This is a genomic window from Chitinophaga sp. YIM B06452, assembly GCF_039655965.1.
In the GTDB taxonomy this organism is placed as follows: Bacteria; Bacteroidota; Bacteroidia; order Chitinophagales; family Chitinophagaceae; genus Chitinophaga.
The window spans coordinates 254,458-278,564 of sequence record NZ_JAWLKY010000004.1 but is presented as its reverse complement, the minus strand read 5'-3'; the positions used below and the strand labels follow the sequence as shown (position 1 = coordinate 278,564).

Here is a 24,107-nt window from a genome sequence, read left to right as displayed (position 1 = left end):
AAAACAATAACAGGCAGCTTCATAAGAGCCGCCTGTTATCTTTTAACAAAAGCGCTATACACGCCCGGAAATTTTATATCCCTTCGTTAGAATCCTGCACCGGGGTGCTTTTCCAGGATATTCTCCCCTACTTTGATGCCTTGCTGCAGGCCCGCCTCTACAGACGGCAGATAGTGAATACCCGCGTAAAACCTTGACAGTCCTGCTTCCTGCGCGATAGCCGCAAAAGAAGGGTAAGACCTTGGAGAAAATCCCATATAATCATAAGTATGATCCGTAAAAACATGCAGCTCCCCGAACAACTCCTGCAGCACAGTAGCTGCGCCTGCTGAAAGCGAGGAATGTGCTGAAGGATATTCAGGATGGGCGGGCGTACCGAGGTATGGCGCCCAGATCATATCGCCGGTTATCTCCTGTATGTAAGTAACCGGGCGTACAAGGTTGTATTTATACTTATCCTTGAAACACGCGATCAGCGCGTCGTTCACTGCCGCTCCGCTCAGGGCGTACGCCAGCGCTCCCTTTGCCAGGGAAGGTTTGGCGATGCCAAGCGCCTGGTGCAGGATGCTTACCCAATGCCCCGGGGAAGATACGCCGGGAACATCCCTCCAGAACTGCGCCATTTGTTTCTGGCCGTCCGTCAGTACCTTCGAAGAGTCGCATACCTTTAGCACCATCTTATAAAAAGGCGAGCCGGCTGCTGCGGAGTAAGCCATGGGCGCGGGGCATTGCGCGCCGGCGATGCTGCCGGCCACCACCGGGCGGTTCTTGCCCCAGTACGGCGTTGCGGCAGGCGCAAATGCAGGCGGGGTGGGCTTCCATAAGCCTTCTCCTTCGGGCCGGGTATAAGGGCTGCTTGCATCTTTCGCCCCGTCGGTCTGCGCCCAGGCAAACACAGCTTCGGCGGTTTGCCGGCCAAACTGGATGGAATTGGTCATCGTCTGCTCGTCCGTTTTTTGGCGGAACTCTTCATTGAATGCGTTCTCCAGGGAATCCACCGCGCTCTTGTCTGCAGCGCTGGCGTTGGGGAACATGGCCCTGTTGATGGATGCGAGTGCGGCGTTGGCATTGGCGGGCCAGTAATATTTACGGTGGTGTGCCTTGCCGGCCAGGCTGTTGAGGCCGTTCCATTTTTGAGTTACCCATTCGTGCCCGCGAACGCCGGGCGCAATGGATTCCCAGGCTGCGATGCCAGCATACGCGTAATGCCGGGAAAATGCGTGGTTAGGGATCCCGGTCGCATTTTTCATCAGCCTGAGCTGCATGGCCGTCCATTTTTCAATTACATCCGCTTTGAAACCGGCGGGTGACTCGTCTTTGCGGGGATGGTCCCATTTTGCGCAGGAATTAAATGCCAATAGAAATGTAAAAACGAGTGCAATCAGCACTGGCATTGGGGTTGACAGTTTGTGTGTTGAGGTCATGAGAAACAATTTTTCTTTTTGGTTTTAATTAAAGCTGCAATATTCCGTCAATTCCCAGAGGGTGGCTGGCCTCAGGAGGCCAAAAATTGTACTGGGAAGTCCAGGGGTGTTAGGCCGGGATTTGTATAAGTCTTACCCTGAAATGTATAAGCCGGGCCTGGCGGTTCGCAGGACCTTTGCATGGAACAATTCATACAGATCAAAATGAAACAGACAGTATTGATAACGGGCGCCTCCTCAGGTTTCGGGAAAGCCGCCGTTGAGTTATTCCATTAAAAAGGCTGGAACGTAGTGGCTACCGTGCGTTCTCCTGGTACCACCACCCTGTTCTCTGCCTTAAGCGGCGTGCTGGTCACCCGGCTGGACGTAACAGATAAAGAGAGCATCAAAGCGGCTGTGGCTGCTGCCATAGAGCAATTCGGCCAGATCGACGTGCTGGTCAACAATGCGGGCTTTGGCACATTGGGTGCGCTGGAAGCGGCGCCGGATGAAGCGGTCAGGCAGCAGTTCGAGGTCAACGTCTTCGGCCTCATCGACGTAACAAAGGCCGTATTGCCGGTGATGCGCACACGGGGAACGGGGGTTATTATCAATGTATCTTCTATGGGCGGAAGACTTACCTTCCCGTTCTCCACGCTCTACCATGCCACCAAGTTTGCCGTAGAGGGCCTGACAGAATCGCTGCAGTATGAGCTCAACCCGCTGGGCATCCGGTTGAAGCTGGTAGAACCGGGTGGTTATAAAACCGATTTTGCCGGCCGTTCTATGAATTACTATGGAGCCGGCGGCATAAGCGATTACCAGGGTCGGTTTGATGAGTTTGCCGGCAAGCTGGCACAGTGGCCTATGTCTGAAAACATCGGCGAGGTTGCCGAAGCCATTTACCACGCTGCTACAGACGGTACGGCGGAGCTGCGCTATCCCGTCGGGCAGGATGCGGTGGAATTGCTAAAGGTACGGTTGCAGACGGATGATGTTGCTTTCAAAGCCATGATGGCCGCGCAGACTGGCGTTTAGGCAGCCTGCCCTGCATGGAATACAAACCCGCAGGGCAGCTTTTCCAATTTCGTAACTTTACCGCATCCATGAAAAGAGTAACGCCGTCTTATACAGACCTCGAATCCATCAGCGACCTGCACGACCTGGTACAATATCCACGGCCGCGGCACCCGCTGATCAGCGTAATCGACCACACCGATTTTTACGCACGGCGGCCCAAGGATGACGCCCTTTACCGGTTTGGTTTTTATACGATCTCGTGCAAGCAGTTTGAAGGATTGCTGCATTACGGCAAAGGCCTGTATGACTTCAGGGAAGGCTCCCTTATGTTCACCGCTCCCTGGCAGGTGATCGGCCCCGGCCCGGATGTGAAGGTAGACGAGGGATGGGCGTTATTCATTCACCCCGATCTGCTGCATGGCTCCGGCCTGGGCGCTAAGATGCATGAATATACTTTCTTCCAGTATGAGACCAACGAAGCCTTACATGTATCGGAAGAAGAGAAACAGATATTAAAAGACTGCGTCCACAAGATCGAAAGGGAATACAGCCAGCACATCGACAAGCATACACAAAGCGTGATCGTCAGCAACGTGGAGCTGCTATTAAACTATTGCAACCGCTTTTACGACCGGCAATTCTATACCCGCGCCAAGGTCAATGCAGACGTTGTGCAGCGGTTTGAACGGCTGGTGAAAGAATATTTCAATCAACCTGCCCTGATCGAAGCAGGGTTGCCCCCGGTTTCCTATTTCGCTTCGCGGCTAAACCTGTCCACCGGCTATCTATCCGATCTTTTACAAAAATTCACCGGCAAAACAACGCAGGAACATATTCATCTCGAACTGGTGGAAAAAGCAAAATCATTATTATGGAGCACCGAGAAGTCTATCAGTGAAATAGCCTATGAGCTGGGGTTTGAGCATCCTTCACATTTCGCGAAGCTTTTCAAGGCGAAAACGGGGAAGTCGCCGAGCGGGTTCAGGGAGTTGAATTAGGAGGAACAATGCATTGAATAAAATAGTATAAAAACAAACATCAAATTTCTATTTTTGGCCGGTTAAATAAAATCCCGGATGAAAGAGCAACTGGTCACTTTGATCAAAAACCTGAAGGACAATTCCCTCCCGTTCAAAGAGGTGATTGAATTTATAGAATTGTACTATCAACATCAGCCTAGCGCTTTTAAAAACGGCGAGGCGTATAACGAAGCAACGCAAAACCAGGGCAGCGCCAAGGTTTTTGCTTTCGCACAGTTAAATAACCTGGACGAAGTAGAAACTCTTTACTTATTTGCAGAGCACTATCAATCGGTATTAAATAACCCGGATGGAACGGATCATCAGAACATCCGGCAATTTATGAAGCATGGCTGGCCGGGGATAGTGTTTGAAGGGCAGGCGCTGCTGGAAAAATAGCAGGGAAAAACCGCAGTAAAAATGCAGGAGGTTCTGATATCGCAGGCGGTTTAAATCACTCCGCGGAACTGGCGAAACTTAACTCGAAGGTCGTGCCTTCCCCCGGTTTGCTGTCAAACCGGATTGTGCCCTCCAGCAGTTCTGTATAACGTTTTACGATGTTCAGTCCCAGCCCGGTGCCTTGTATTTTATGCGCATTCGCGGCGCGGAAGAAATTGCTGAAGATCTTCTGCTGGTCTTCATAAGGGATACCAATGCCATAGTCTCTTACGCAGATGCTGACCTGGTTTTCGGAGACCTTAATGTGCAGGTCTATCGGCTGGTGCTCGCCGGAATATTTGCTGGCATTGGAAAGAAGGTTGAGCAGGATGTGCCGTAATATTTTCCTGTCCTGCGTGATCAGCATATTCCCCTCATATGTGGATCTTACCACCTGCCCTCTTCTGAAAGTGCCGGCAATCTCGTCCACAATATCTTCTGTAAAACTGCGCAGGTCAAACTGTTCGCTGTACATCTGGGCTCTGCCCTGTTCCAGTTTATCTACAGTGAGGAAGTCGTTCAGCATGGCGGTCAGGTTGTCCACGCAGGACTTGATCCGTCCGAAATGCTTCGTTTTCTTACCTTCAGCATCTTCTCCCATTTGCTTTTCCAGTAGAAAAGCGCTGGAAAGTATGGCGCTCAGCGGCGTTTTGAATTCATGGGATGCCATAGATACCATGCGGCTCTTCACGGCGTTCATCTGCTTTTCCCGTTCCAGGGAATCGATCAGCTCTTGTGTGCGTTCCTTAACCCGTTGTTCAAGCTCACTGTAAACCTGTACATTCTCCATGTTGACGGCCGTGATATCGGCAAGGGATTGCAGTAACTCCACTTCTTCATCGGTAGGGAAATGCTTGCTGGCCCAGTAGTTGCCGATCGCCGCAATGGGGTCGATGCTTCTTACGGGCACCATCACGAGGCTCTTGACGAAGGTGGGGCGGTAGGCATCGATGGGGATCCTCTTGTCTTTGTAAATATCTTCGATCACTGCCGGCTTTTTGTTGAGCATGGCCCATCCGCTAACGCAGATATCCATAGGAAAACGCTGTCCTTTCCACAGCGGCGCAATAGCATCTTCATCAGCATAATAGCACATGCCCTGGTCGCGCAATACAAAGGAGGCTCCATCAGCTCCTGTGAGCTGCCGCGCGGCGGTGCGAACGATGCGCATAACGCTTTCCAGGTTGCGTGCCAGCGACATTTCCTGTACGGCGCTGACGAGAACTTTCGTGGCCTGCTGCTGATCAGACCGGACATCAAACGTAGACATACCGTAATTTACGAAGTTCTTTTTGTTAAGGGCCGGGTAGATTTGTTAATGATTCCTGCTGGAGATAATGGCGGCACTTTTGCTTTAGAAAGGTATACCTTCTACATCTATCAATAACTGCCAGGTAAGCCCGCAAGGCATTGATACTATCCTTTCACGATTCTATCACTTTCACCGGTGAATTTACCTGCGCCTGCGCATTGCAAACGAAGAAAGCAAAAACAACAAAAAATAGCCTTTTTATAAATTAATATTATCGAAGTAATTCATTCAATTTTTTATCCAGTTCTTCGCCGTGCAGGTCCTGGGCTATGATCTTTCCCGATGGATCAACCAGGTAGTTCTGTGGAATAGCATGTACTCCGTATAGTTTTGCAGCTGCATTTTTCCAGAATGCCAGATCCGATACATTCGTCCAGGCCAACCCATCATCATGGATGGCCTTCAGCCATTTTTCCCTGTCGTTGGGGCGGTCGAGCGATACGCCCAGCACAGTGAAATTTCTGTCTTTGTACTTGTTGAAGCTCTTCACAAGATAGGGGTTATCGGCCCGGCAGGGATGGCACCAGCTTGCCCAGAAATCGACCAGCACATATTTGCCCCTGAACGAAGACAATTTTACCGGTACGCCGCTGGTATCATTTTGTTCGAAGTCGGGCGCAAGCGAACCGACACCGATTGTTTTCAGTTTGATTATCTGGCCGGCCATTTTTTTACCGGCGGCCGTATTCCTTACAGCAGGCGCCAAAGTATAGAACAAAGGTTCCAGCTCTTCCAGCTTGTACGGTACTGAAAGCACCATGGGAAGCATCTCCAAACTCAGATACGACCCCGGGTTGTCAGCAATAAATTGCCTCACCACTGCTTTTTTCTTGTTGGCCACCGCTGCCCACCGTTCCTTCATTCCGGGCATTACCGCTTCTTTATCGCTTTTTTCTGCGGCGTATCTGGCATTGGCTTCACTTAATGCCGCAAACTGCTTGTTAAACGGCTTTAAAGCTGCCTGCAGACCGGTGTACTTCCCATTCAGTCCGGACCCCTTGACGATGGCGTTCTTTACAGAATCCTTACTGGTCACTTTAACAGGCTCGCTATCGAGATATACCGTTAAGATATCCGGTTGCCCATTTGCAGAACGCCCGCCCTGGTGATACAGTTCCAGCGAAGCCCTGGTAGGATACGCTACATGGCCTGAGAATTCAAACCTGCCGTTCCTGAGAATAGCCGAATCCGTTATTATATTCTCGCTGCTGTCTACATAACTCAACACTATTTTAGCCGGCGCATTCAAAGTTCCTATCTTACCTGTGAGTTGGAATGGTACCTGTGCCTGCATATATTGAGGCGCACTGTATAACAACACCGCTACCGCTATTAGTTTTCTCATATATCTTTCGATTTGTAATCAATACGTATTCTGCTGAATGGCCCCATTGCTGGAGATTATTTCCGTTCTTGGCAGCGGCGCTGCAAAACGGCGCGAGTGCTTAGGCAGCGAGTAGGTCTTTACAGGCTGGGTAGACAATACCGATGATAACGTATACGGGTAAAAGGTTTTCGACATCTCCACATCATCATTTGGGTCATCGTTATTGTTATAGCGGCGTACATCATACCAGCGATGTACGAACGGCATTTCCCTTCTTCTTTCTTCCAGCACTTTTTTGACCGCATCGTCTTTACCGGTAGCCGTCAGGTTCACCCAGGGGCCAGGCGTCATACGCTTTGCACGCAGGCTGTTCAGCGTCGTCATTGCGCCACCGAAGTCGCCGGTGCGCGCCTGCGCTTCGGCCTTTATCAGCAACATTTCCGCGGTGGTGGGACCAGATGGGATCCTGTCTTTATAGAAGAAGACGTAACCCGGATAATTGTAAGCCGGGTTGATGATACCACGGTCGTATGAGTAGCCTTCCACGTAATGATACTGGTAACGCAGGTCATGCGCCTGGTCGTACAGGTTCATCAACCCGGCGCTGGGCATGTACCACCACGTACCGTAGTTCAGCATTCTGAAATACAGGAACTCAGGCCAGCCGATCATATCGGTAAAGTCTTCCTGGTTGTCGTGCGTGTAGGGATATTTCAGCGTAACGGCTTGCGCGTTCGGGCCGGGATTGATGGTCAGCACCTGGTCGCGGCCATAACGCATTTGCGTGTTGTAATCAACCAGCGTACTGTACTCCTGCAGGGCCTGATTGGCATACTTCAATGCGTCAATATATTTGTTCACCGCTAGGTAGTAGCGGGCGGCAAAACCATTTACTGCGGCCGTGTTGGCGCGCCAATGACGAGCCCTGCCGTTTTGCATCAGCGGCATTTTGACCTTCATTGCTTCTGCCAGGTCTGCCTCTATCTGCTCGTATACTTTCGACAAAGGCGCCCGTGCAACGGGCTCGTCGAAGGCAATGGTCAGTTTAAGCGGTAAGCCCAACTCTTCCCCTTTACCGCCCGAATAAGGCAGGGTGAAGGTATTGGCCAATTGAAAATAACTGTAGGCCCTTATAAAGTGCGCATCGGCTTTCAGATTGGCTTTGTCCTCATCGGAACCGGTCACCCGGTCGGCATACTGCAACACCATGTTGGCAGTAAAGATCTTGCGGTATTCGCTGCTCCAAAAGGATTGTCCGGGGTCATCCATGAGGTACGCCGTATCCCACGTGTTATACTGAACGGTAATGGGTGAAAATATGCCCGGCCTGGCATTATAGATGGAAGTCGTCAGGCCGTAATCGTCTGTACTGAGCGTGGCAGTATTATTATTCTCGGCGTAAAACTGTTCATAGTCGTTGAGCAACGCATTCAACTGGCTGGTGGTAGTCACCACCAGGGATGACGTTTTGGACGGCCGCTCGTCCAGGAACTTGTCGCAACCCTGTAGCAGGCCGGCGGTGAGCGCTAATGCAATACAGTTTTTTATGATAGTCTTCATTCAATAGTTCGTTAAAAGATTAGAAATCGAGCCGGAGCCCCAGTGTTAGTTTAGGCATTGGTTTCAGCGTACCCAGGGGGTATTCCGGATCTTCTTTGGCATCGTTCTTATACCAGGTATACAGATCGTTGGCCTGCGCATAGAATTGCAGGTTATTGAGCTGCATTTTTTTCAGCAATGGCTGCGGGATGGTATACGCCAGGCTCACTTCCTGCAGGCGTACGTGCGAGGCACTCTCCGTCAGGTAACTAACGTACTGGTGAAAGCTGGGCCAGAAGTAATAAAGCGGCTCAATGGGGGTCAGCGGCAACGGTACTATTTTGCCGGGATCACCGTTTACTACTTCGCTGAGCTTATTATTGGGCAGTACCCTGCGCGTCCTGTTTGGCGGGTAGTTAAACCCTTTACGCCGGAATACATGACCGAATTTTCCGGTAATGATAAAGGAGAAGTCAAAATCATATACTTTAAACGAGTTGATGAAACCCAGTGTGTAAGGAGCAACGGTAGTACCCATGTTCAACAAATAAGTACGCGCGTCACCCGGTACACCGGAGGAGAAAGTTACCGGCGTCTTGCCGGGTCCTAACACGGTCGGTTGTCCGTTCTGCACACCGGAATATTCAAAACGCCATAAGGTATTGGCATCGAGGCCCACCACATAGGCGCCGAAGCCGCCATTCAACAGATCAGGTGATGCATAGTTGGCCAGGAAGAGGTCGGTGATGCGGTTCCTGTTATAAGAGAAACTCAAATTGCCACGCCATACAATGTCATCGTTTCGGATAGGCAATACCGTTCCCAGTTCCAGCTCGATGCCTTTGTTGGTCATTTTGGCGTTGTTCAGCTTTTGCGAAGTGGTCCCATTTACGGCGGGAATCGACAACTGCGCAATCAGGTCCCGTCCTGCTTTATTGTACACATCGATCTTACCGGACAGGCGGCCATTGAACAGGCTGTAGTCGAGGCCCAGGTTCCAGGTGCCTGTTTTTTCCCAACGCAATGTGGGATTGCCATAACTGCTGATGGTAGCGGTATAGTCGTTGGTCCAGGTATTGGGAGTAGCAGCAGTGGCGATCAATGGCATAAAGGCTGTAAATTTATCCACGTTGCCGTTGTAGCCATAGGTAGCGCGCAACCTCAGGTGATTGAGCCAGGTAGTGCCGTTCAGGAATTTTTCGCGGGAGAGGTCCCACAGGCCGCCGATACTCCAGAAGGGCGCATAGCGGTATTTCGGATCGTCGGTAATAAGGTTGGATGCATCTGTCCGATAGCTTCCCGAAATGGTATAGCGCCTGTCGTAGGTATAGGCCAGGTTGACATAAGAAGAGTAGTAACGTTCAGCGGCATAATTGAATGAGCCGGTGTATGAGAAGGTCTGGTTGTTGCCCAGCCAATCTGTTATAGGCGAAAAAATACCGCCCGGTCCGTTCGGGAAAGTACCCACAGTAAGGGTTTCATCGTTGTAACCATAGGTAGTGGGATACCCGTACAGTTCTGCTACCGTGCTGTTCACCTCGGCGCCCGCAGCCAGGTTTATTTCGTGTTTGCTTCCAAACTCGCGGCTGTAGTTCAACTGGTTCCGGAAGTTCCATGATTCTACTTTGTTCCTCCACTGGTTGAGTATACTTCCTTTAGGCAGGTTGGGTGTAAGTGTATTGGTACCCTGGTCCCAGCTAGTTGCTTCATTCACTGTCTTTCTTACATAAAAACTATTTTCATCGCGCAGGTAGCGGTTGTTGCTGTTGAAGGTCTCGTATTGTATGCGGCTATTGATGGTAAGCCCTTTGATCAATTTGAAAGTAAGCCCGGCCTGGAGCCTTGCATTGATCTGCGAAACGATGCTGTCCCGGCTGTGGATTTCCTGTATGGGATTGTAGCCCCAATCGCTATACGGGAATTTATCCATTGGTACAAACCGCTGCAGGATGGGCGTATAATACTGGCTGATGTTGGTGTAGGACCCATCGGGATTCAACAGCATTTCATAAGGGGAAAAACTGTTAATGTCCGTTAATGTAACACCATCGTAGCGGTTGCGTGTGTGTTGTAGCATCGCACTCAGGTTCACATCCAGCCATTTGGCAATAGCGGCCGTGGTGCGGTAATTAAGCATATAGCGCTCGTTGCCGGTTTCCCTGAAGTCAGATTGGTTCTTTTCAAACAGCAACGACAAGGCATTGCTCATTTTACCGGAAGAGCTATACAACGTAAGATTGTATTGCTGGTTTACAGGATTGGCCAGCAGGTTGTCTTTGATCTGCTGCCTGTTATCCTGTGCTCTTAACCGGTTCAGGATAGAGTCTCTTTGCGCCGGCGTGATATAACCCAGGAACTGTTCGCTCAGGGCTACGGTAGCCGGCGACCACACCTTGTATACATTACTGTTCAATGCGCCGGAATTAAGCAGGGCACTCCAGTTGTTGAAAGCCTTCATTTCATAATCCACTGTTTCGGCCGATGAGGCCAGGGGACGCACATAATCCAGGTCCATCTTCTTCCCTACCCTGGCAAAGGCAGAGAATTCCACTTTCAGCGGCGTGCCCTTTTTGGCACTTTTGGTGGTAATGACAATAACGCCATTGGCAGCACGGGCGCCCCAGATAGACGCGGCGGCGGCATCTTTCAACACAGTGATACTTTCCACATCGTTCGGGTTGATACTGTTGAAATCACCCTGTACGGCAAATCCGTCCACTACCACGAGCGGCCTGGCGTTGCCGTACAGGCTGGTCTGCCCGCGTATTTCGAACGAAGGTGTGCCATCCGCATCCATGGAGCGGGCCTGCACCCCGGCTACCGCGCCGATAAGGCGTTGCGATATATTGATGGAAGGTTTGTTTAACTGTGCTTTACTGATGGTACCGAAAGAACCGGTAGCGCGTTCTGCCGGTATTTTTTGATACCCGGTAGTAACTACTGCAACCTCATCCAGGTTTTGAACATCTATGCTCATTACTGCAAGGATACTTTTACCAAGGAAAGGCATTTCCCTGGTTTGATAGCCGACAAAACTGATCAGTAACATTTCATTGCCACCTTGCTTCGGAAGTATAAAATTCCCTTCCGCATCCGTAGTCACTCCAATATTGGAATTCTTCAGCTTAACTGTTGCGCCGGGTATAGGTGTACCGTCTGCAGCAACTACCTTTCCGGTGATCGTGGTATCTTTTGCGGAAGAAGGCATCACCGGTTCGAACACAGCGGCTGGTTTGGCAGATAAAGCGATGGACTTCCCGGTGATCTTGTAAATTATTGGTTGATTTTTCATCACCTGGTCCAGGAACTTCGTCAACGCCATGTTCCTGGCTGTGATCGTTACCGGCCTGCCGCTTTCCAGCAGCTCCTGCTTGCCAAAGACCAGGTAACCGGTCTGCTCTTTGATGGCGGAAAAGATTTCTTTCAAGGTAAGGTCCTTGCCGGTAAGGGTAACCGTCTGGGCCGAGGTAGAAGCCCGGACCTGTAGCAATGCGAAAGTCAGTAAAAGTGCAGTTAATCTCATGATCCTTCCGATTTTGGTCCGGGATGCGGTGATGGACAGGATGATCCGGTCATCCCGCCTGGCGCGGGATAAACAGTTTTTTTGCATAAATTGCAGTCGTTTGCTTGTTAATAAATTGGTTGATACGCCTTTTTGAAGACAACAAATACTTACCGGTGGTGGTCTCAACACTACCGGTTTTTTGCCCCCTATTTATAATGATTACTCATGTCATTTCATTAGCACCAATTTTCTACCCGCTTCCAGGCGGTAGTGGAACCCGGCGTTGCCCAGGATTTCCAACACGTCTCCCAGGGCCAGATTTCGGTCGATCTCCCCGAATACTTTCACGTTCTGCACGCCTTCTTCATACGTCACATCTATATCATACCAACGCTCCAATTCTGCCATCGCCTGCCTTACTTCCATCCCGTCAAAATTAAACACACCATTTTTCCATGCCATGACGGCAGCAAGATCGATATTACCGGCGACCTGTAATTTCCCGGTACCGCTGGCCTGCGCTTGCTGGCCGAGGCGGATGGCGATACCGTTATCAACTTGTCCTTGCCGGGCTACTTTTACGCGACCTTCCAGGAGTGTGACATTCGTTTGCTGCTCATAGGCATGGACATTAAAATGCGTGCCCAATACAACGGTATTTACACCGTTTGCCGCCACTATAAATTGCCGGGCCGCATCTTTGGTCACTTCGAAATATCCCTCTCCTTTCAACTCCACTTTCCGCTCATCGCCCACAAAGGCTACAGGGTAAGTAATCGAGGAACCGGCATTGAGCCATATATGCGAGCCATCGGAGAGTTGTATGTCCACTACCTTACTGCCACGCGGGTTGGTAAGGGTGTTGTACTGCATTTCATGAAAGGTTTCCCCCTTAGCCGCCTGGTAAGCGATCCGACCGCCGGCCAGCTTCATGAGCCTGGTACTTCCCTGTTGGGCCAACAAGCCACTGGAGAGGCTGTCCAGGGCCACGACCTGCCCACCGGCCAACGTCACCCTGGCCTTCGATACCTGCGGCGCAGTTATATCGCTGGCGGCCCGGGCTGTCGTGGCGGGATTATGAGTGCGGTTGCGCAGCATGGTAAGTACGGTCGTTGCCCCGATCAGCAAGACCGCAGCAGCCGCGGCCCAGATCCACCTGCGTAACAGGGATACTTTTCCTGCGCCTGTTTCCTGGCCCGCATGTGCCAATATCTGCCCCTTGATCCGGGTATCGGCCTGTGCAGATAATGTCAGCCCGGAAGCTTGCGCCTGCCGGACCGATAATTCCTGTATTGCCGGATCATCCAGCATTTCTTTATATACATCCGGATACTGCCGGATGAATGACAACAACGCTTCGGCCTGCTCAGCGGTGAGTTCATCCCGGATAAAACCGGCCAGTAAATCCTTGTAATATGACGTTGGATGATCCATATTCTATATACAGACTGTGAGAGGCAGGAAAAAGACTAATGGAATCCGGACTTTTTAATAAAAATCCGGGCCGAGCAACAGGAGCAGGACTGCCAGCTTGCCATATTGCTGCAAATAGCTGCGCAGCAGCGCGATCGCCTGGACCATGTGATTGCGGACAGTATTGATGGAGAGGCCGAGCTCGCCGGCCACTTCCTCGTAGCTTTTGCCTTCCCGCTTGCACATTTCATAGATGCGGCGGCGCTGGGGCGACAGCGTGGCCAGGGCCTGTTCCATGAGCTGGATGTAAGGGGAGTCCTGCTCCGCAAACGGGTCCACCGGGGCGGCGGTCACCTGGTAATGATGCAGCAGCCGGTCTTTAAGCTTTTCATCCCTGGCCATTTCCAGGTGCACATCGTAGGCCCGGTTATGGCATACCCGAAACAGGTAAGGACGAAAATCTTTTTTGATCGCGATTTTATGCCGGGCGTCCCAAATGCGCACGAACACATCCTGCAACAGGTCTTCTGCCACATCAGGTAATTTCACCAGGGACATGGCGTAGGCATATACTTCATGGCGATACCGGCTGTATAACTCGGCAAAGGCCAGGGTGTCGTCCTGCTGCAGGCGTGCCAGCAACTGAATGTCCATGTATGTTGCGTATCTATGGATAACGGATGGGTTGGTTTTTCCAAAATTACGCTTTTCGCGAAAACTCCATGCGGAGCTCCTGTAATAAAACAAAGCAGTATAAAGCAAAAAGCCGCTGAAAATTCAGCGGCTTACAAAAACTTAAAATGCGGGAAATGAACCCGTATCGTAAAAGTGGAGCTGGCGGGAGTCGAACCCGCGTCCAAACATATCCTCCAAAAGCTTTCTACATGCTTATTTCCGCATTGGTTTGTCGGAACTCGGCAGGGGCGGAACAAACCAACCTCGTTCTTATCCGTTTAGATTTTCATTACACACTCACAGAAACCATGTGTACCTATCCCAATGTGGTTTTGATTCGGCGGCAAGAGTCGCATAGGGCGACAAGCTCAAGCGGCTATAATGGGTACCTAATTCAATTAGGCAGCCATGGCGTAGTTAGATTCGCCATTTGAAGTTTGGGTATTCAGATTTACGTGCTAATTATCCAACGCACGGCATGCTTACACTTTCAAAGACCTATGCTGTCAAAACCGGTCAGCCCCGGTTATTTTGCCCCGCAAAGATACGGAATTTTCACTAGAATTTGGAAGAGATCCATCTCCACACATCCAGGCCGTTCGCATACAGCAGTAAGCCGAACAGTATCACCATCCCCACGATCTGCGCGTATTCCATGAACTTCTCGCTGGGCTTGCGGCCGGTGATGATCTCGTAGATCAGGAACAGCACATGCCCCCCGTCCAGCGCGGGGATCGGCAAAATGTTCATGAATGCCAGGATGATGCTCAGCAAGGCTGTCAGCGTCCAGAAGCTCTGCCAGTCCCAAACAGAGGGGAACAGGCTGCCGATGGTCATGAAGCCGCCCAACGATTCGCTGGCTTTTACTTCAGGGGAAACGAATATTAATCTTAACTGCTGTACGTATTTCACCAGCGTGCTCATCGCTTTTTTGAAACCTGCGGGGATCGCTTCCCCGAAGCTATAGCTCAAATGCACAAATTCCAGCTGCTTATCTGCAATATAAGATGCCCCGATGCCTTCCTTCGGCACTACAGGATTAAACGTCAGCGTATCCGCACCGCGCAGTACCCTGATCTTTACTGCCTTGCCGGTATCCCTGCGGATCATCTTCGCCATATCCATAAAGTAGGTAACGGCGGTATCATTCACGCTGAGCACACGGTCTCCATCTCTCATGCCGGCTTTAAAACCAACCCCTTCGCGGGACAGTGTATCCAGCACGGATAGCATCCTGGGCACGGCAATCGGTGCTTTTTTGTTGATCGTTTTATTGACGAAGCCTTTCGGTATAACAATACTCATCTCTTTCCCATCGCGCTCCACCTGGATGGTTTTAGCCTCGTTCAGTATCACGTCTCCCGTAATGTCTTCAAACTTTTCCTTTTTCACACTATCTATTGCAATGATATGGTCGCCATCACGGAGACCGATGCTGCGGGCCAGTGAATCCGCGTAGATGCCATATTTGGCATTGCGGATAGGCAGGTAATCGTCGCCCCAGTGCCAGAGTATCATAGTGTAGATCAGGAAACCAAGGATAAGATTCACCGTCACCCCGCCGATCATAATGATCAGGCGCTGCCAGGCCGGCTTGGAACGGAATTCCCAGGGCTGGGGAGGTTTGTTCATCTGCTCCTTGTCCATGCTCTCGTCTATCATCCCGGAGATCTTCACGTAACCGCCCAACGGCAGCCAGCCAACACCATACTCGGTATCGCCCTTCTTGAACTTAAAAAGGGAAAACCAGGGATCGAAGAAAAGATAGAACTTCTCCACTTTGGTCTTAAACAATTTGGCCGGGATAAAATGCCCCATTTCATGCAGGACCACCAGGATCGACAGCGACAAAATCAACTGGCCTGCTTTGACTAATATTTCCGATGTTTCCATGTATTGCTTGGATGATAATCTGATTTGCGAAGGTAATAAATCAGGTGAGACTGTGGATTAATTCTGCGGCATGTTCGCGGGCAGCGTTATCTGCCTGGTAATAATGCTGTAAAGTCGGCTTTTCCACGAAAGGTATCTTCACCAGGGTTTCCTCGATCACTTCCGTCATTTGCAGGAACCCAATCCTGTTCTTCAGGAAGGCCAGCACCACTTCTTCGTTGGCTGCATTCATGACGCAGGCTGCGTTTCCGCCCTTCTTCAACACCTCTGTTGCGATGGCAAGGTTACGGAAAGTTTTGGTATCCGGCTGCTCAAATGTAAGGGAGGGGTAATTCTTGAAAGAAAAACGCGGAAAATCGTTGGACAAACGGTCCGGGTACCCCATCGCATACTGGATGGGCAGCTTCATGTCCGGCAGGCCCATCTGCGCTTTCAGGGAGCCGTCTGTAAACTGCACCATGGAATGGATGATGGACTGCGGATGTATCACCACGTCTATCTGCTCCGCCTCAAGCCCAAAGAGCCATTTGGCTTCGATCATCTCAAGCCCTTTGTTCATCAGGGTGGCGGAATCTATGCTGATCTTGGCGCCCATGCTCCAGTTCGGGTGCTGCAGGGCGTGATCTTTTTTTACATTGATCAGGAAGTTTGTTTTTTTACCCAGGAAAGGCCCGCCGGAAGCGGTCAGGATCACTTTGTCCACCCTGGCCATGGGTTCCCCGAGCAGGCATTGGAAAATGGCGGAATGTTCTGAATCCACGGGGATGATGGGCACATTCTTGCGCCGGGCGGTCGCCATCACGATGTCTCCCGCCACTACCAGCGTTTCTTTATTCGCCAGGGCAACGGGTGTGCCCTGCTCCAGCGCGCTGAGCGTGGGCGCCAGGCCGGCAAAGCCTACAATGGCGGCCAGCATCAGGTCTATGGAATCCCAGGCAGCCACTTCCACCATGGCGGAAGCGCCGGCAAACACCTTGATGCCTTTATCGAACAGCACGTCTTTTACTTCTGTATACTTCGATTCGTCCCCGATCACCACGGCATTGGGCTTGAACAGCAGCGCCTGCTCTATCAGCAGCGCGGCGTTCTGCTGCGCGGTCAGCACTTCCACTTCAAATCTTTCAGGATGCGCGGCAATTACTTCCAACGCCTGGCGGCCAATGGACCCGGTGGATCCGAAAATTCCTATACGTTTCTTACTCATGATCAAACAGGAATGTCTCCTGTGCTTAAATTTAAAGGTTTTTTCTATTATGCGTGCGGAAACCTGCTTCGCTGCGCAGCAGGAAGCGATGACAACTGCAAGGCCGCATCAGCGCGCCTGCAGGTACTTTTCCATTTCTTCCGCGATCTTGCGGTCATTGCTCAGGCGAGGCACCTTGTTCTGGCCGCCCAGTTTGCCGATGGACTTCATATAGTCGATAAAGCCGTTCTTGCGCACGGGCCTTATCTTGAGAGGCTGTAATATATTACCGGTTAACAGGTCATCATAATAAATGTTCTTTTTCCGCAGCACATGGTCCACTTCCAGGGCAAAACCTTCCAGGTTGCCCGGTATCTCTTCAAACTCCACGAACCATTCATGGTAGGGCAGTTCCCCGTTCACCTGTATGCGCGGGGCCACGGTGAATTCCGTGATGCGGATGTTGCCGGCCGCCGCCACACCCATCAGGCTCTGCTCCACTTCCTCGCCGATCACGTGCTCGCCGAAGGCGGAAATGAAGTGTTTCGTACGCCCCGTCACCACGATGCGGTATGGGTTGGTGCTCACAAACTTCACGGTGTCGCCTATGTTATAAGCCCACAGACCCGCGTTGGTACTCACTATCAGCGCATAATTCACGCCCACTTCCACGTCTTTAAGGGTAATGCGGGTGGGATTTTCGGAGAATATCTCGGTGGCGGGCACGAATTCAAAGAAGATGCCGGCATTGGTGTTCAGCAGCAGGCCTTCGTGCTGCTGGCTGTCCTGGTAGGCGAAAAAACCTTCCGAAGCCGGGAAAGTCTCTATCGCAGCCACTTTCCGGCCAATGGAATCGAACAGTTTGGCTTTATAGGGCTCAAAGTTCACCCCGCCGTGCACCAGCAGGTTGAAGTTGGGGAACAGCTCCCCTACCGGCTTGCCGCTGCGCGCGATCAGCTGGTCGAAGTACATCTGCATCCATGGCGGAATGCCGCTGATGAGACGCATGTCCTGGCTGATGGTCTCGTCCACGATCTTACCCAGCTTGGTTTCCCAATCTTCGATGCAGTTGGTTTCGTAGCTGGGCAGTTGGTTAGTACGCAGGTAGCGCGGTATCTGGTGGTTGGCAATGCCGCTGAGACGCCCGGTGGGTATGCCTCCCACCCTTTCCAGTTCCGGCGAGCCGGAAAGGAAAATGAGCTTGCCGTCAAACGCGGTGGCATCGCCCAGTTCGGTCACGTTGCAGAACACCGCGTTGCGGGAGGTGTTGAAGTGATGGTCCACCGATTCCTTGGTGATGGGAATATATTTCACTCCGCTGGTAGTGCCGGAGGTTTTGGCAAAGTAGATGGGCTGGCCTTTCCAGAGGATGTTGTGTTTTCCTTCTTTTATTTTCTCGATATACGGCTTAAACTGCTCGTAATCGCGGATGGGCACTGCCTGTTTATAGTTTTCATAGGTGGTGATGCTTTCGAATTTATGGTCTTTCCCGAATTCTGTCTTTTTGCCTGTCTTCAGCAGATCCTGAAGGATCGACTCCTGATCTTCCACCGCCCTCAGCATTTCCTTCTTGACCTTTCCGGCAATGATGGAAGCAAATGGTTTGGCCAGCAGTGATTTAAACTTCATGCCCCGATATTTTTAATGATCAACGTAAAAAACAAATGTATAAAAATTGTGTACAACTATATGCGTTTTTAGAAACAGCCACAGGCGGGCATTGCAGGGCAAAAAACGGGCATAAGGGGTAAAATACCGGTACCGGAGGGGTGCTAAACAATTGTTAAAAAAAACTAAAATTGTAAAAACTCCGTATCTTTGATATGTAAAAAGCTATTTTTCAATACAGTGCCCTGTATGCGGGGTACGAGTTCCTGTAAAAAAGTATTAAATTCTTTGTTGATTAAAAAACAAAGTAATACCTTTGCAGGAAATTATTTTTGGAATACTATGTTCGCAGTTGTAAAAATCGCAGGTCAGCAATTCAAGGTACAGAAAGATCAGGAGATCTTCGTACACCAATTGGCTGGTAATGTTGGAGATAAAGTAGAATTTGCAGAAGTTTTGCTGACCGACAACGACGGTAAAATTACCGTAGGTACTGATGTAAAATCAGTGATTAAAGCCGAGATCCTGAGCCATGTGCAGGGTGATAAGGTGATTGCTTTCAAGATGAAGCGCAGAAAAGGCTTCAGGAAGAAAGTAGGTCACCGTACCCATTTCACCAAGATCAAGATCAACGAAATTGCTTAAATTCATATTGACTAAAGTTATAAAGTAACAATACAATGGCACATAAAAAAGGTGAAGGTAGTGTTAAGAACGGCCGCGACTCACAAAGCAAAAGGCTTGGAGTAAAGATCTTCGGCGGTCAGGTGGCAGTGGCTGGTAATATCATTATCCGCCAGAGAGGCACCGTATATCACGCAGGTTCTAACGTAGGTATTGGTAAAGATTTTACCATCTACGCTCTTACAGATGGTGTTGTGGAATTCAGAAAAGGTCGTGAGAACAGAACTTTCGTTTCCGTTAAATCATTTGACACCACTGCCCAGGCGGAAGCTTAAGGTAGTGTTTGCCATAAAGTTTTTTTAATACCCAATTTTAATTACTAACCCAAAATTCAAAAAACAATGGCAACAATTAAGAAAGCTGCTGCAAAAAAAGCCGCTCCTAAGAAAAAAGCTGCTGCTAAGAAAGCCGCTCCTAAAAAGAAAGCTGCTGCTAAGAAAGCCGCTCCTAAAAAAGCTGCTGCTAAGAAAGCTGCTCCTAAAAAGAAAGCCGCTGCTAAGAAAGCCGCTCCTAAAAAGAAAGCCGCTGCTAAGAAAGCTGCTCCTAAAAAGAAAGCCGCTGCTAAGAAAGCTGCTCCTAAGAAAAAAGCTGCTGCTCCTAAAAAGAAAGCCGCTGCTAAAAAAGCTGCTCCTAAGAAGAAAGCCGCTCCCAAGAAAAAAGCTGCTCCTTCTGCACCTGCAGCTCCGGCCATGTAAGATCGGAATTACAAACTGTAGCATAAAGAACCTCGATGCAAATCGAGGTTCTTTTTTTTTGCCTAACTTAGGGCCTCTATGGACAACTACATCATCTCCGATAACCTCTCCCTGCTGGCCAAACTGATGGATATCCACGGCGATAATCCCTTCAAAGCCAAATCATTCGCCAATGCCGCTTTCCAGATAGAAAAACTCACCGTGCCTCTCCAGGATACCCCGCGCGACGCGATATTCCGCATCAAAGGCATCGGGGAATCCACCGGCAAATGCGTGATCGAAATGCTGGAAACAGGCCACTTCCTCCTCCTGGAAGATTACCTGCGCAAAACGCCCCCCGGCATCCTCGACATGATGCGCATCAAAGGCATCGGCCCCAAAAAGATCGCCACCATCTGGAAAGAACTGGAGATCGAAACCCTCGGCGAACTGCTCTACGCCTGCAACGAAAACCGTCTCACCCTGCTCAAGGGCTTCGGGCAAAAAACGCAGGAAAGCATCCGCCAGAGCATAGAATTTTTCCTGTCCAACCGCGAAAGGTTCCTTTACGCAGAAGTGGAAAGCTTCGCCACGGAACTGGATGCGCTCTTCTCCCGCCTGTTCAGCTCCGCCAAAGTAGCCGTTACCGGCGCTTTCAGGCGCCAGCAGCCGATCATAGACGAGCTGGAATTCGTGATCGGGATGGCGATAGATGAAGTGGCGGAGAAATTTAAGTCCATAGCGGATTTCAACCGGCTGGACAATACAGACGACGCCATCCTCCTGCAATACAAAGAGCATATCAAAATAAAGATCTACGGCGTGGAAGAGGAAAACTTCGCAACCAAGCTGTTCACCACCACCGGCACAGAAGCCTTCCTGGACGCGTTCTTCAGTCATACAGGCAAAAGTTCCGGCGGACAGGAAACCACGGAAAAAGCGATCTTCAGCACCGCCGGCCTTCCCTTCATACCGCCCGCGCTGCGGGAAACAGCCGCTATCGTGCAATCCGCGGCAAACGGCGCGTTGCCAGCGCTGATACAATCAACGGACATCAAAGGCATTATCCACTCCCACAGCCAGTGGAGCGATGGCGTGGCCAGCCTGGAAGACATGGCCAAAGCTGCCAGGGACCAGGGTTTTGAATACCTCGTGATCAGCGACCACTCCCGTTCTGCCTTCTATGCCAACGGCCTGCACGTGGAGCGCATTGTGGCGCAGCATGAACAGATCGAACAGCTGAATAAACAACTGGCACCCTTCCGCATCTTCAAAAGCATTGAAGCGGATATTCTCAACGACGGCAGTCTTGATTACCCAGATGAAGTACTGAAAACCTTTGACCTGGTAATTGCTTCCGTGCACACCAACCTGAAAATGCCGGAAGAAAAAGCCATGGCGCGCCTGCTGAAAGCGATCTCCAATCCGTACACCACCATCCTCGGGCATATGACCGGCAGACTGCTGCTGAGCCGCAACGGCTACCCCGTAGATCATAAAGCAGTGGTGGAAGCCTGCGTGGCAAACGATGTGGTGATAGAACTGAATGCGCATCCGCGCCGGCTGGACATAGACTGGGAATGGATCCCCTACGCGCTGGAAAAAGGCGCGCTGCTTTCCATAGACCCGGATGCGCATGCCATTGAAGGATATAAGGACATTCACTACGGCACGCTGGCCGCGCAAAAAGGCGGTCTTACCAGGGAAAAGAACCTGAGCAGCTTCAGCCGCGCCGAACTGGAGGCTTTCCTGGAAGCCCGTAAACTCAAAAAAGGATTATAATGTTCCTCCACGCACTGGCCATCGCCGTAGCTCCGGGCATTGCCATCTCGCTGCTGATCTATATGCTGGATGCGCGGGACCGTGAGCCGGTGCGCCTGCTCATCCGCTGCTTCCTGCTGGGCGTGCTCAGCGTGATATTCCCGCTTACCATACAAACGCTGGCCGCGTCTTACGGCTGGAATGCCGGTGTACCGGGACTCCTGAACAAAGCCATTTTTGCATTCGGCGTGGTGGGGCTGAGCGAAGAGCTGGGAAAATTTCTCGTACTGCGTTACTACGCTTTCCGCAAACCTTCCTTCGATGAGCCTTTCGACGGTATCGTATATTCCGTGATGATCGGGATGGGCTTTGCCACGGCGGAAAATATCAGCTATGTCATGCAGTTCGGCATCGGCACCGGCTGGGTGCGGATGTTTATTTCAGTGCCCGCCCATGCGGCATTTGCGGTACTGATGGGATATTATGCGGGTCTCGCGAAATTCATCCCGCAGCATAGGGGCACTTTGCTGTTCACCGGCCTCTTCTGGGCCACAGCTTTCCACGGCGCCTTCGATTTTTTCCTCTTCATTGGCAGCAGCCTGTTCCTCGTGGGGGCATCGCTGTTTTGTTTATTTATAGGCATACGGCTGTCTGTCAAGGCGATCCGCCAGCACCGGGAGCTTTCTTCAAGATGGTATGATGATCAGCGGGAAGAAGAGGAATAATTGCGGGTGAGCCACAGGTACAGGGCATACCCTACGAAAGGAAAGAAAAACACGAGCACGAGCCACTTCAGGTGATACGGGCGGGGCCGGCGGTTGCTGTTCTGTTTAAAAGTATGCTGCACCACAAACCTCACTACAATCCAGATGTGCAGCATAAACAGCAATGTGAGCCATATTTCCTGGTCGAACATGATCGTTAAACACTTACGTTGCTTAAATCTACAAATTTTAGGGGAAAAGCAGGTGCGGGATCAGGGAGAAAAAAAGAGCCCGACTTGACAATCAGGCCCATCCTCCAAATTAACTAGTAATGCAAAGTGGATAAAAGATGTATATCAGGATGATAATTATCGATCGGATATTCGCACAAAGCCCTCGTCTTCGGTTTCAAAGCTACAAAAAAAATATTATTATGTTAGGAATACTAATTTCCTGGCAGGCGATCCGGCTAATAGAAAAGCCCGGATACCTCCGGGCAGCAATGAGTTAGGTGAGAACAGGCTGAGTTTCAAAAGAAAGAGCCCGATAAGACAATCAGGCTCGTTTTTCTCCAATTTAGCTTAAGACAAAAATCCCTTATTCCCTAATAAATAGACTCTTTAAAATGCGTTCAGCAAGGAGACAAACAAAGTAAAAAAAAGAGAGCCCGACACGACCATCAGGCTCGATTTTTTCTCCAATTTAGCTTAAGACAAAATCTTTAGCCAGGTTTGTCACCTGCAAATATCTTATGGTGAAAAAGTAAGGATCTGTTTTAAAAGAACTTTGATGATGGCACGATTTGCGTATCACATCGTTTAATCAAATCTATATGAAAAAAATGAACAAACAAATATTTCACGTTAGGATAACTAACAATTAACTAAATTTCTCATGCTTGTAAAATGGCGGAATTGAAAGGGAAGAAATTTCAGCGTGTATCCTACTACGGGAGTACATACGTATAAAAATAAAATCCGGATTCATGAACCCGGATTTTTATTTTTATAATGTGTAATATGCTATTTGTTACAGAAATCTGGGCGTCAGCGTTTTACCTTTTACCAGGGAAAAACGGTAGTTGAGCATCAGTTCATGGCTGCCGGATTGCATGCCTTTCAAATGGGTGGCCGACGCAAAATCGTAGGAATAACCCAGGGAAAAATTCTTCGTTGCCTGCACCTGCACCATGGCGCTGGCAGACTTCTCAGTTCTCCACGTGGCGCCTGCCCACAGTATGTCCTTCAAGATGAATGTTGCATTGAGATCCATCTGCACCCCCGCTCCTGCCACCTGGCGTAAAACCATCCCTGGCCTGAATTTGAGTATCTTGTTCACATTCGCCAGGTATGCGCCGTGGAGGTACATATGCCGTTTGAACTCCACCTTATTCAGGGTGCCGCCGATGTCAAAATTATGGAATGAAGGTGCGGAAAAGCCAACAAAGAATTTCTCATTATACAGCACGAAACCAAAACCGATATCGGTTTTCCAGTAGCTCTGGTTTCCCGCAAAAACGGGATCGTCCGTCCCCAGGTGGTCGTTGTTCTCCTTGAACTGCTCCATCCCGCCCTTCAGGCCCATGGCCAGGTACAGCTTATCGTCCAGCTTCACTTTCTGTGAAATGTTGAAATAATAACCGGTCTGGGAATAAATGGTGATCTCATCTTTCATCGCCATGAAACCAACGCTGGTGCTGGTTGCCCTGATCGGCGAATAAAAGGAGAACGTAGCCGTTTTCGGCGCGCCCTCCATACCCACCCATTGGTTGCGGACCACCACGGTCATACTGCTGAACTCGTCCATAGACGGGTAACCGGGGTTGATCACCATCCCGTTATACAGGTATTGCGCGTACATCGGATGCTGCTGTGCTGCGGCTTCCCGGGCCATACAGCTGATGAGGGCGACTGCGAACAGCTTTCTGAGGCTCTTTTGCATAATAATAT

General features: G+C 50.4%; 20 protein-coding genes and 1 other RNA gene. 8 read left to right on the top strand and 13 right to left on the bottom strand.

What is annotated here, in order from left to right:
• Positions 1-86: 86 nt before the first annotated feature.
• Positions 87-1,394 (bottom strand): vanadium-dependent haloperoxidase, encoded by a 1,308-nt coding sequence (locus R3I13_RS21080; RefSeq protein ID WP_346319952.1) that lies wholly within the window; start codon positions 1,392-1,394, stop codon positions 87-89.
• A gap of 321 nt (positions 1,395-1,715) precedes the next feature.
• Here R3I13_RS21080 and R3I13_RS21075 point away from each other — a divergent pair, with 321 nt between their 5' ends.
• The 3 genes from R3I13_RS21075 to R3I13_RS21065 all read left to right on the top strand — a co-directional run bounded on the left by R3I13_RS21075 (position 1,716) and on the right by R3I13_RS21065 (position 3,841).
• Complete coding sequence (locus R3I13_RS21075; RefSeq protein ID WP_346319951.1) at positions 1,716-2,441, top strand: SDR family NAD(P)-dependent oxidoreductase; 726 nt, start codon at positions 1,716-1,718, stop codon at positions 2,439-2,441.
• 68 nt (positions 2,442-2,509) lie between these two features.
• Positions 2,510-3,421 carry a helix-turn-helix domain-containing protein gene (locus R3I13_RS21070; RefSeq protein WP_346319950.1) on the top strand — a complete coding sequence of 304 codons (912 nt, stop codon included), beginning with the start codon at positions 2,510-2,512 and terminating at the stop codon, positions 3,419-3,421.
• Positions 3,422-3,499: 78 nt separating this feature from the next.
• Positions 3,500-3,841, top strand: coding sequence for a HopJ type III effector protein (locus R3I13_RS21065; RefSeq protein WP_346319949.1), 342 nt, complete (start codon positions 3,500-3,502; stop codon positions 3,839-3,841).
• A gap of 55 nt (positions 3,842-3,896) precedes the next feature.
• Here R3I13_RS21065 and R3I13_RS21060 read toward each other — a convergent pair whose 3' ends face one another.
• The 10 genes from R3I13_RS21060 to R3I13_RS21015 form a co-directional block, all read right to left on the bottom strand.
• Positions 3,897-5,150: a GAF domain-containing sensor histidine kinase gene (locus R3I13_RS21060; protein ID WP_346319948.1), complete on the bottom strand. Its 1,254-nt coding sequence runs from the start codon at positions 5,148-5,150 to the stop codon at positions 3,897-3,899.
• A gap of 253 nt (positions 5,151-5,403) precedes the next feature.
• The gene (locus tag R3I13_RS21055) at positions 5,404-6,537 is read right to left on the bottom strand and encodes a TlpA disulfide reductase family protein (protein WP_346319947.1); all 1,134 of its coding nucleotides are present in this window, start codon (positions 6,535-6,537) and stop codon (positions 5,404-5,406) included.
• Positions 6,538-6,555: 18 nt separating this feature from the next.
• Complete coding sequence (locus R3I13_RS21050; protein WP_346319946.1) at positions 6,556-8,079, bottom strand: RagB/SusD family nutrient uptake outer membrane protein; 1,524 nt, start codon at positions 8,077-8,079, stop codon at positions 6,556-6,558.
• A gap of 19 nt (positions 8,080-8,098) precedes the next feature.
• Positions 8,099-11,581 (bottom strand): SusC/RagA family TonB-linked outer membrane protein, encoded by a 3,483-nt coding sequence (locus R3I13_RS21045; RefSeq protein ID WP_346319945.1) that lies wholly within the window; start codon positions 11,579-11,581, stop codon positions 8,099-8,101.
• Between the two features lie 210 nt (positions 11,582-11,791).
• Entirely contained in the window at positions 11,792-12,997 is a 1,206-nt protein-coding gene (locus R3I13_RS21040) for a FecR domain-containing protein (RefSeq protein ID WP_346319944.1), read from the bottom strand.
• Between the two features lie 54 nt (positions 12,998-13,051).
• Positions 13,052-13,630: an RNA polymerase sigma-70 factor gene (locus R3I13_RS21035; RefSeq protein ID WP_346319943.1), complete on the bottom strand. Its 579-nt coding sequence runs from the start codon at positions 13,628-13,630 to the stop codon at positions 13,052-13,054.
• Between the two features lie 172 nt (positions 13,631-13,802).
• Positions 13,803-14,175: a transfer-messenger RNA gene (gene ssrA, locus R3I13_RS21030) on the bottom strand.
• Positions 14,176-14,209: 34 nt separating this feature from the next.
• Positions 14,210-15,544 (bottom strand): RIP metalloprotease RseP, encoded by a 1,335-nt coding sequence (gene rseP / locus R3I13_RS21025; protein WP_346319942.1) that lies wholly within the window; start codon positions 15,542-15,544, stop codon positions 14,210-14,212.
• Between the two features lie 40 nt (positions 15,545-15,584).
• The gene (locus R3I13_RS21020; RefSeq protein WP_346319941.1) at positions 15,585-16,748 is read right to left on the bottom strand and encodes a 1-deoxy-D-xylulose-5-phosphate reductoisomerase; all 1,164 of its coding nucleotides are present in this window, start codon (positions 16,746-16,748) and stop codon (positions 15,585-15,587) included.
• A gap of 108 nt (positions 16,749-16,856) precedes the next feature.
• The gene (locus R3I13_RS21015; protein WP_346319940.1) at positions 16,857-18,356 is read right to left on the bottom strand and encodes a GH3 auxin-responsive promoter family protein; all 1,500 of its coding nucleotides are present in this window, start codon (positions 18,354-18,356) and stop codon (positions 16,857-16,859) included.
• 321 nt (positions 18,357-18,677) lie between these two features.
• Here R3I13_RS21015 and rplU point away from each other — a divergent pair, with 321 nt between their 5' ends.
• From rplU to R3I13_RS20990, 5 genes are all read left to right on the top strand, one after another.
• Positions 18,678-18,980, top strand: coding sequence for a 50S ribosomal protein L21 (rplU, locus tag R3I13_RS21010; RefSeq protein ID WP_346319939.1), 303 nt, complete (start codon positions 18,678-18,680; stop codon positions 18,978-18,980).
• A 35-nt stretch (positions 18,981-19,015) separates the two neighbouring features.
• On the top strand, positions 19,016-19,294 hold the full coding sequence (gene rpmA / locus R3I13_RS21005; protein ID WP_120515559.1) for a 50S ribosomal protein L27: 279 nt from the start codon (positions 19,016-19,018) through the stop codon (positions 19,292-19,294).
• 66 nt (positions 19,295-19,360) lie between these two features.
• Positions 19,361-19,714 (top strand): hypothetical protein, encoded by a 354-nt coding sequence (locus R3I13_RS21000; RefSeq protein ID WP_346319938.1) that lies wholly within the window; start codon positions 19,361-19,363, stop codon positions 19,712-19,714.
• Positions 19,715-19,792: 78 nt separating this feature from the next.
• Positions 19,793-21,475 (top strand): helix-hairpin-helix domain-containing protein, encoded by a 1,683-nt coding sequence (locus R3I13_RS20995; RefSeq protein ID WP_346319937.1) that lies wholly within the window; start codon positions 19,793-19,795, stop codon positions 21,473-21,475.
• Entirely contained in the window at positions 21,475-22,179 is a 705-nt protein-coding gene (locus R3I13_RS20990; protein WP_346319936.1) for a PrsW family glutamic-type intramembrane protease, read from the top strand. Before R3I13_RS20995 ends, R3I13_RS20990 begins: the two co-directional genes overlap by 1 nt.
• On the opposite strand, the gene R3I13_RS20985 is transcribed toward R3I13_RS20990, so the two are convergent.
• Together R3I13_RS20985 and R3I13_RS20980 are read right to left on the bottom strand one after the other, a co-directional pair.
• Positions 22,158-22,370, bottom strand: a complete 213-nt coding sequence (locus R3I13_RS20985; RefSeq protein WP_346319935.1) for a hypothetical protein — start codon at positions 22,368-22,370, stop codon at positions 22,158-22,160. The genes R3I13_RS20990 and R3I13_RS20985 overlap by 22 nt on opposite strands.
• Positions 22,371-23,187: 817 nt before the next feature.
• Complete coding sequence (locus R3I13_RS20980; protein WP_346319934.1) at positions 23,188-24,099, bottom strand: type IX secretion system membrane protein PorP/SprF; 912 nt, start codon at positions 24,097-24,099, stop codon at positions 23,188-23,190.
• Positions 24,100-24,107: the final 8 nt, after the last annotated feature.

Bases quoted from the DNA above. Each gene is read 5' to 3' on its own strand.
- R3I13_RS21035 (WP_346319943.1), bottom strand. From the start codon at position 13,630: ATGGACATTCAGTTGCTGGCACGCCTGCAGCAGGACGACACCCTGGCC.
- rplU (WP_346319939.1), top strand. From the start codon at position 18,678: ATGTTCGCAGTTGTAAAAATCGCAGGTCAGCAATTCAAGGTACAGAAA.
- R3I13_RS21070 (WP_346319950.1), top strand. From the start codon at position 2,510: ATGAAAAGAGTAACGCCGTCTTATACAGACCTCGAATCCATCAGCGAC.
- R3I13_RS20985 (WP_346319935.1), bottom strand. From the start codon at position 22,370: ATGTTCGACCAGGAAATATGGCTCACATTGCTGTTTATGCTGCACATC.
- R3I13_RS21060 (WP_346319948.1), bottom strand. From the start codon at position 5,150: ATGTCTACGTTTGATGTCCGGTCTGATCAGCAGCAGGCCACGAAAGTT.
- R3I13_RS21015 (WP_346319940.1), bottom strand. From the start codon at position 18,356: ATGAAGTTTAAATCACTGCTGGCCAAACCATTTGCTTCCATCATTGCC.
- R3I13_RS21050 (WP_346319946.1), bottom strand. From the start codon at position 8,079: ATGAAGACTATCATAAAAAACTGTATTGCATTAGCGCTCACCGCCGGC.
- R3I13_RS20980 (WP_346319934.1), bottom strand. From the start codon at position 24,099: ATGCAAAAGAGCCTCAGAAAGCTGTTCGCAGTCGCCCTCATCAGCTGT.
- R3I13_RS21065 (WP_346319949.1), top strand. From the start codon at position 3,500: ATGAAAGAGCAACTGGTCACTTTGATCAAAAACCTGAAGGACAATTCC.
- R3I13_RS21000 (WP_346319938.1), top strand. From the start codon at position 19,361: ATGGCAACAATTAAGAAAGCTGCTGCAAAAAAAGCCGCTCCTAAGAAA.
- rpmA (WP_120515559.1), top strand. From the start codon at position 19,016: ATGGCACATAAAAAAGGTGAAGGTAGTGTTAAGAACGGCCGCGACTCA.
- R3I13_RS21080 (WP_346319952.1), bottom strand. From the start codon at position 1,394: ATGCCAGTGCTGATTGCACTCGTTTTTACATTTCTATTGGCATTTAAT.
- R3I13_RS20995 (WP_346319937.1), top strand. From the start codon at position 19,793: ATGGACAACTACATCATCTCCGATAACCTCTCCCTGCTGGCCAAACTG.
- R3I13_RS20990 (WP_346319936.1), top strand. From the start codon at position 21,475: ATGTTCCTCCACGCACTGGCCATCGCCGTAGCTCCGGGCATTGCCATC.
- R3I13_RS21040 (WP_346319944.1), bottom strand. From the start codon at position 12,997: ATGGATCATCCAACGTCATATTACAAGGATTTACTGGCCGGTTTTATC.
- R3I13_RS21020 (WP_346319941.1), bottom strand. From the start codon at position 16,748: ATGAGTAAGAAACGTATAGGAATTTTCGGATCCACCGGGTCCATTGGC.
- rseP (WP_346319942.1), bottom strand. From the start codon at position 15,544: ATGGAAACATCGGAAATATTAGTCAAAGCAGGCCAGTTGATTTTGTCG.
- R3I13_RS21055 (WP_346319947.1), bottom strand. From the start codon at position 6,537: ATGAGAAAACTAATAGCGGTAGCGGTGTTGTTATACAGTGCGCCTCAA.
- R3I13_RS21045 (WP_346319945.1), bottom strand. From the start codon at position 11,581: ATGAGATTAACTGCACTTTTACTGACTTTCGCATTGCTACAGGTCCGG.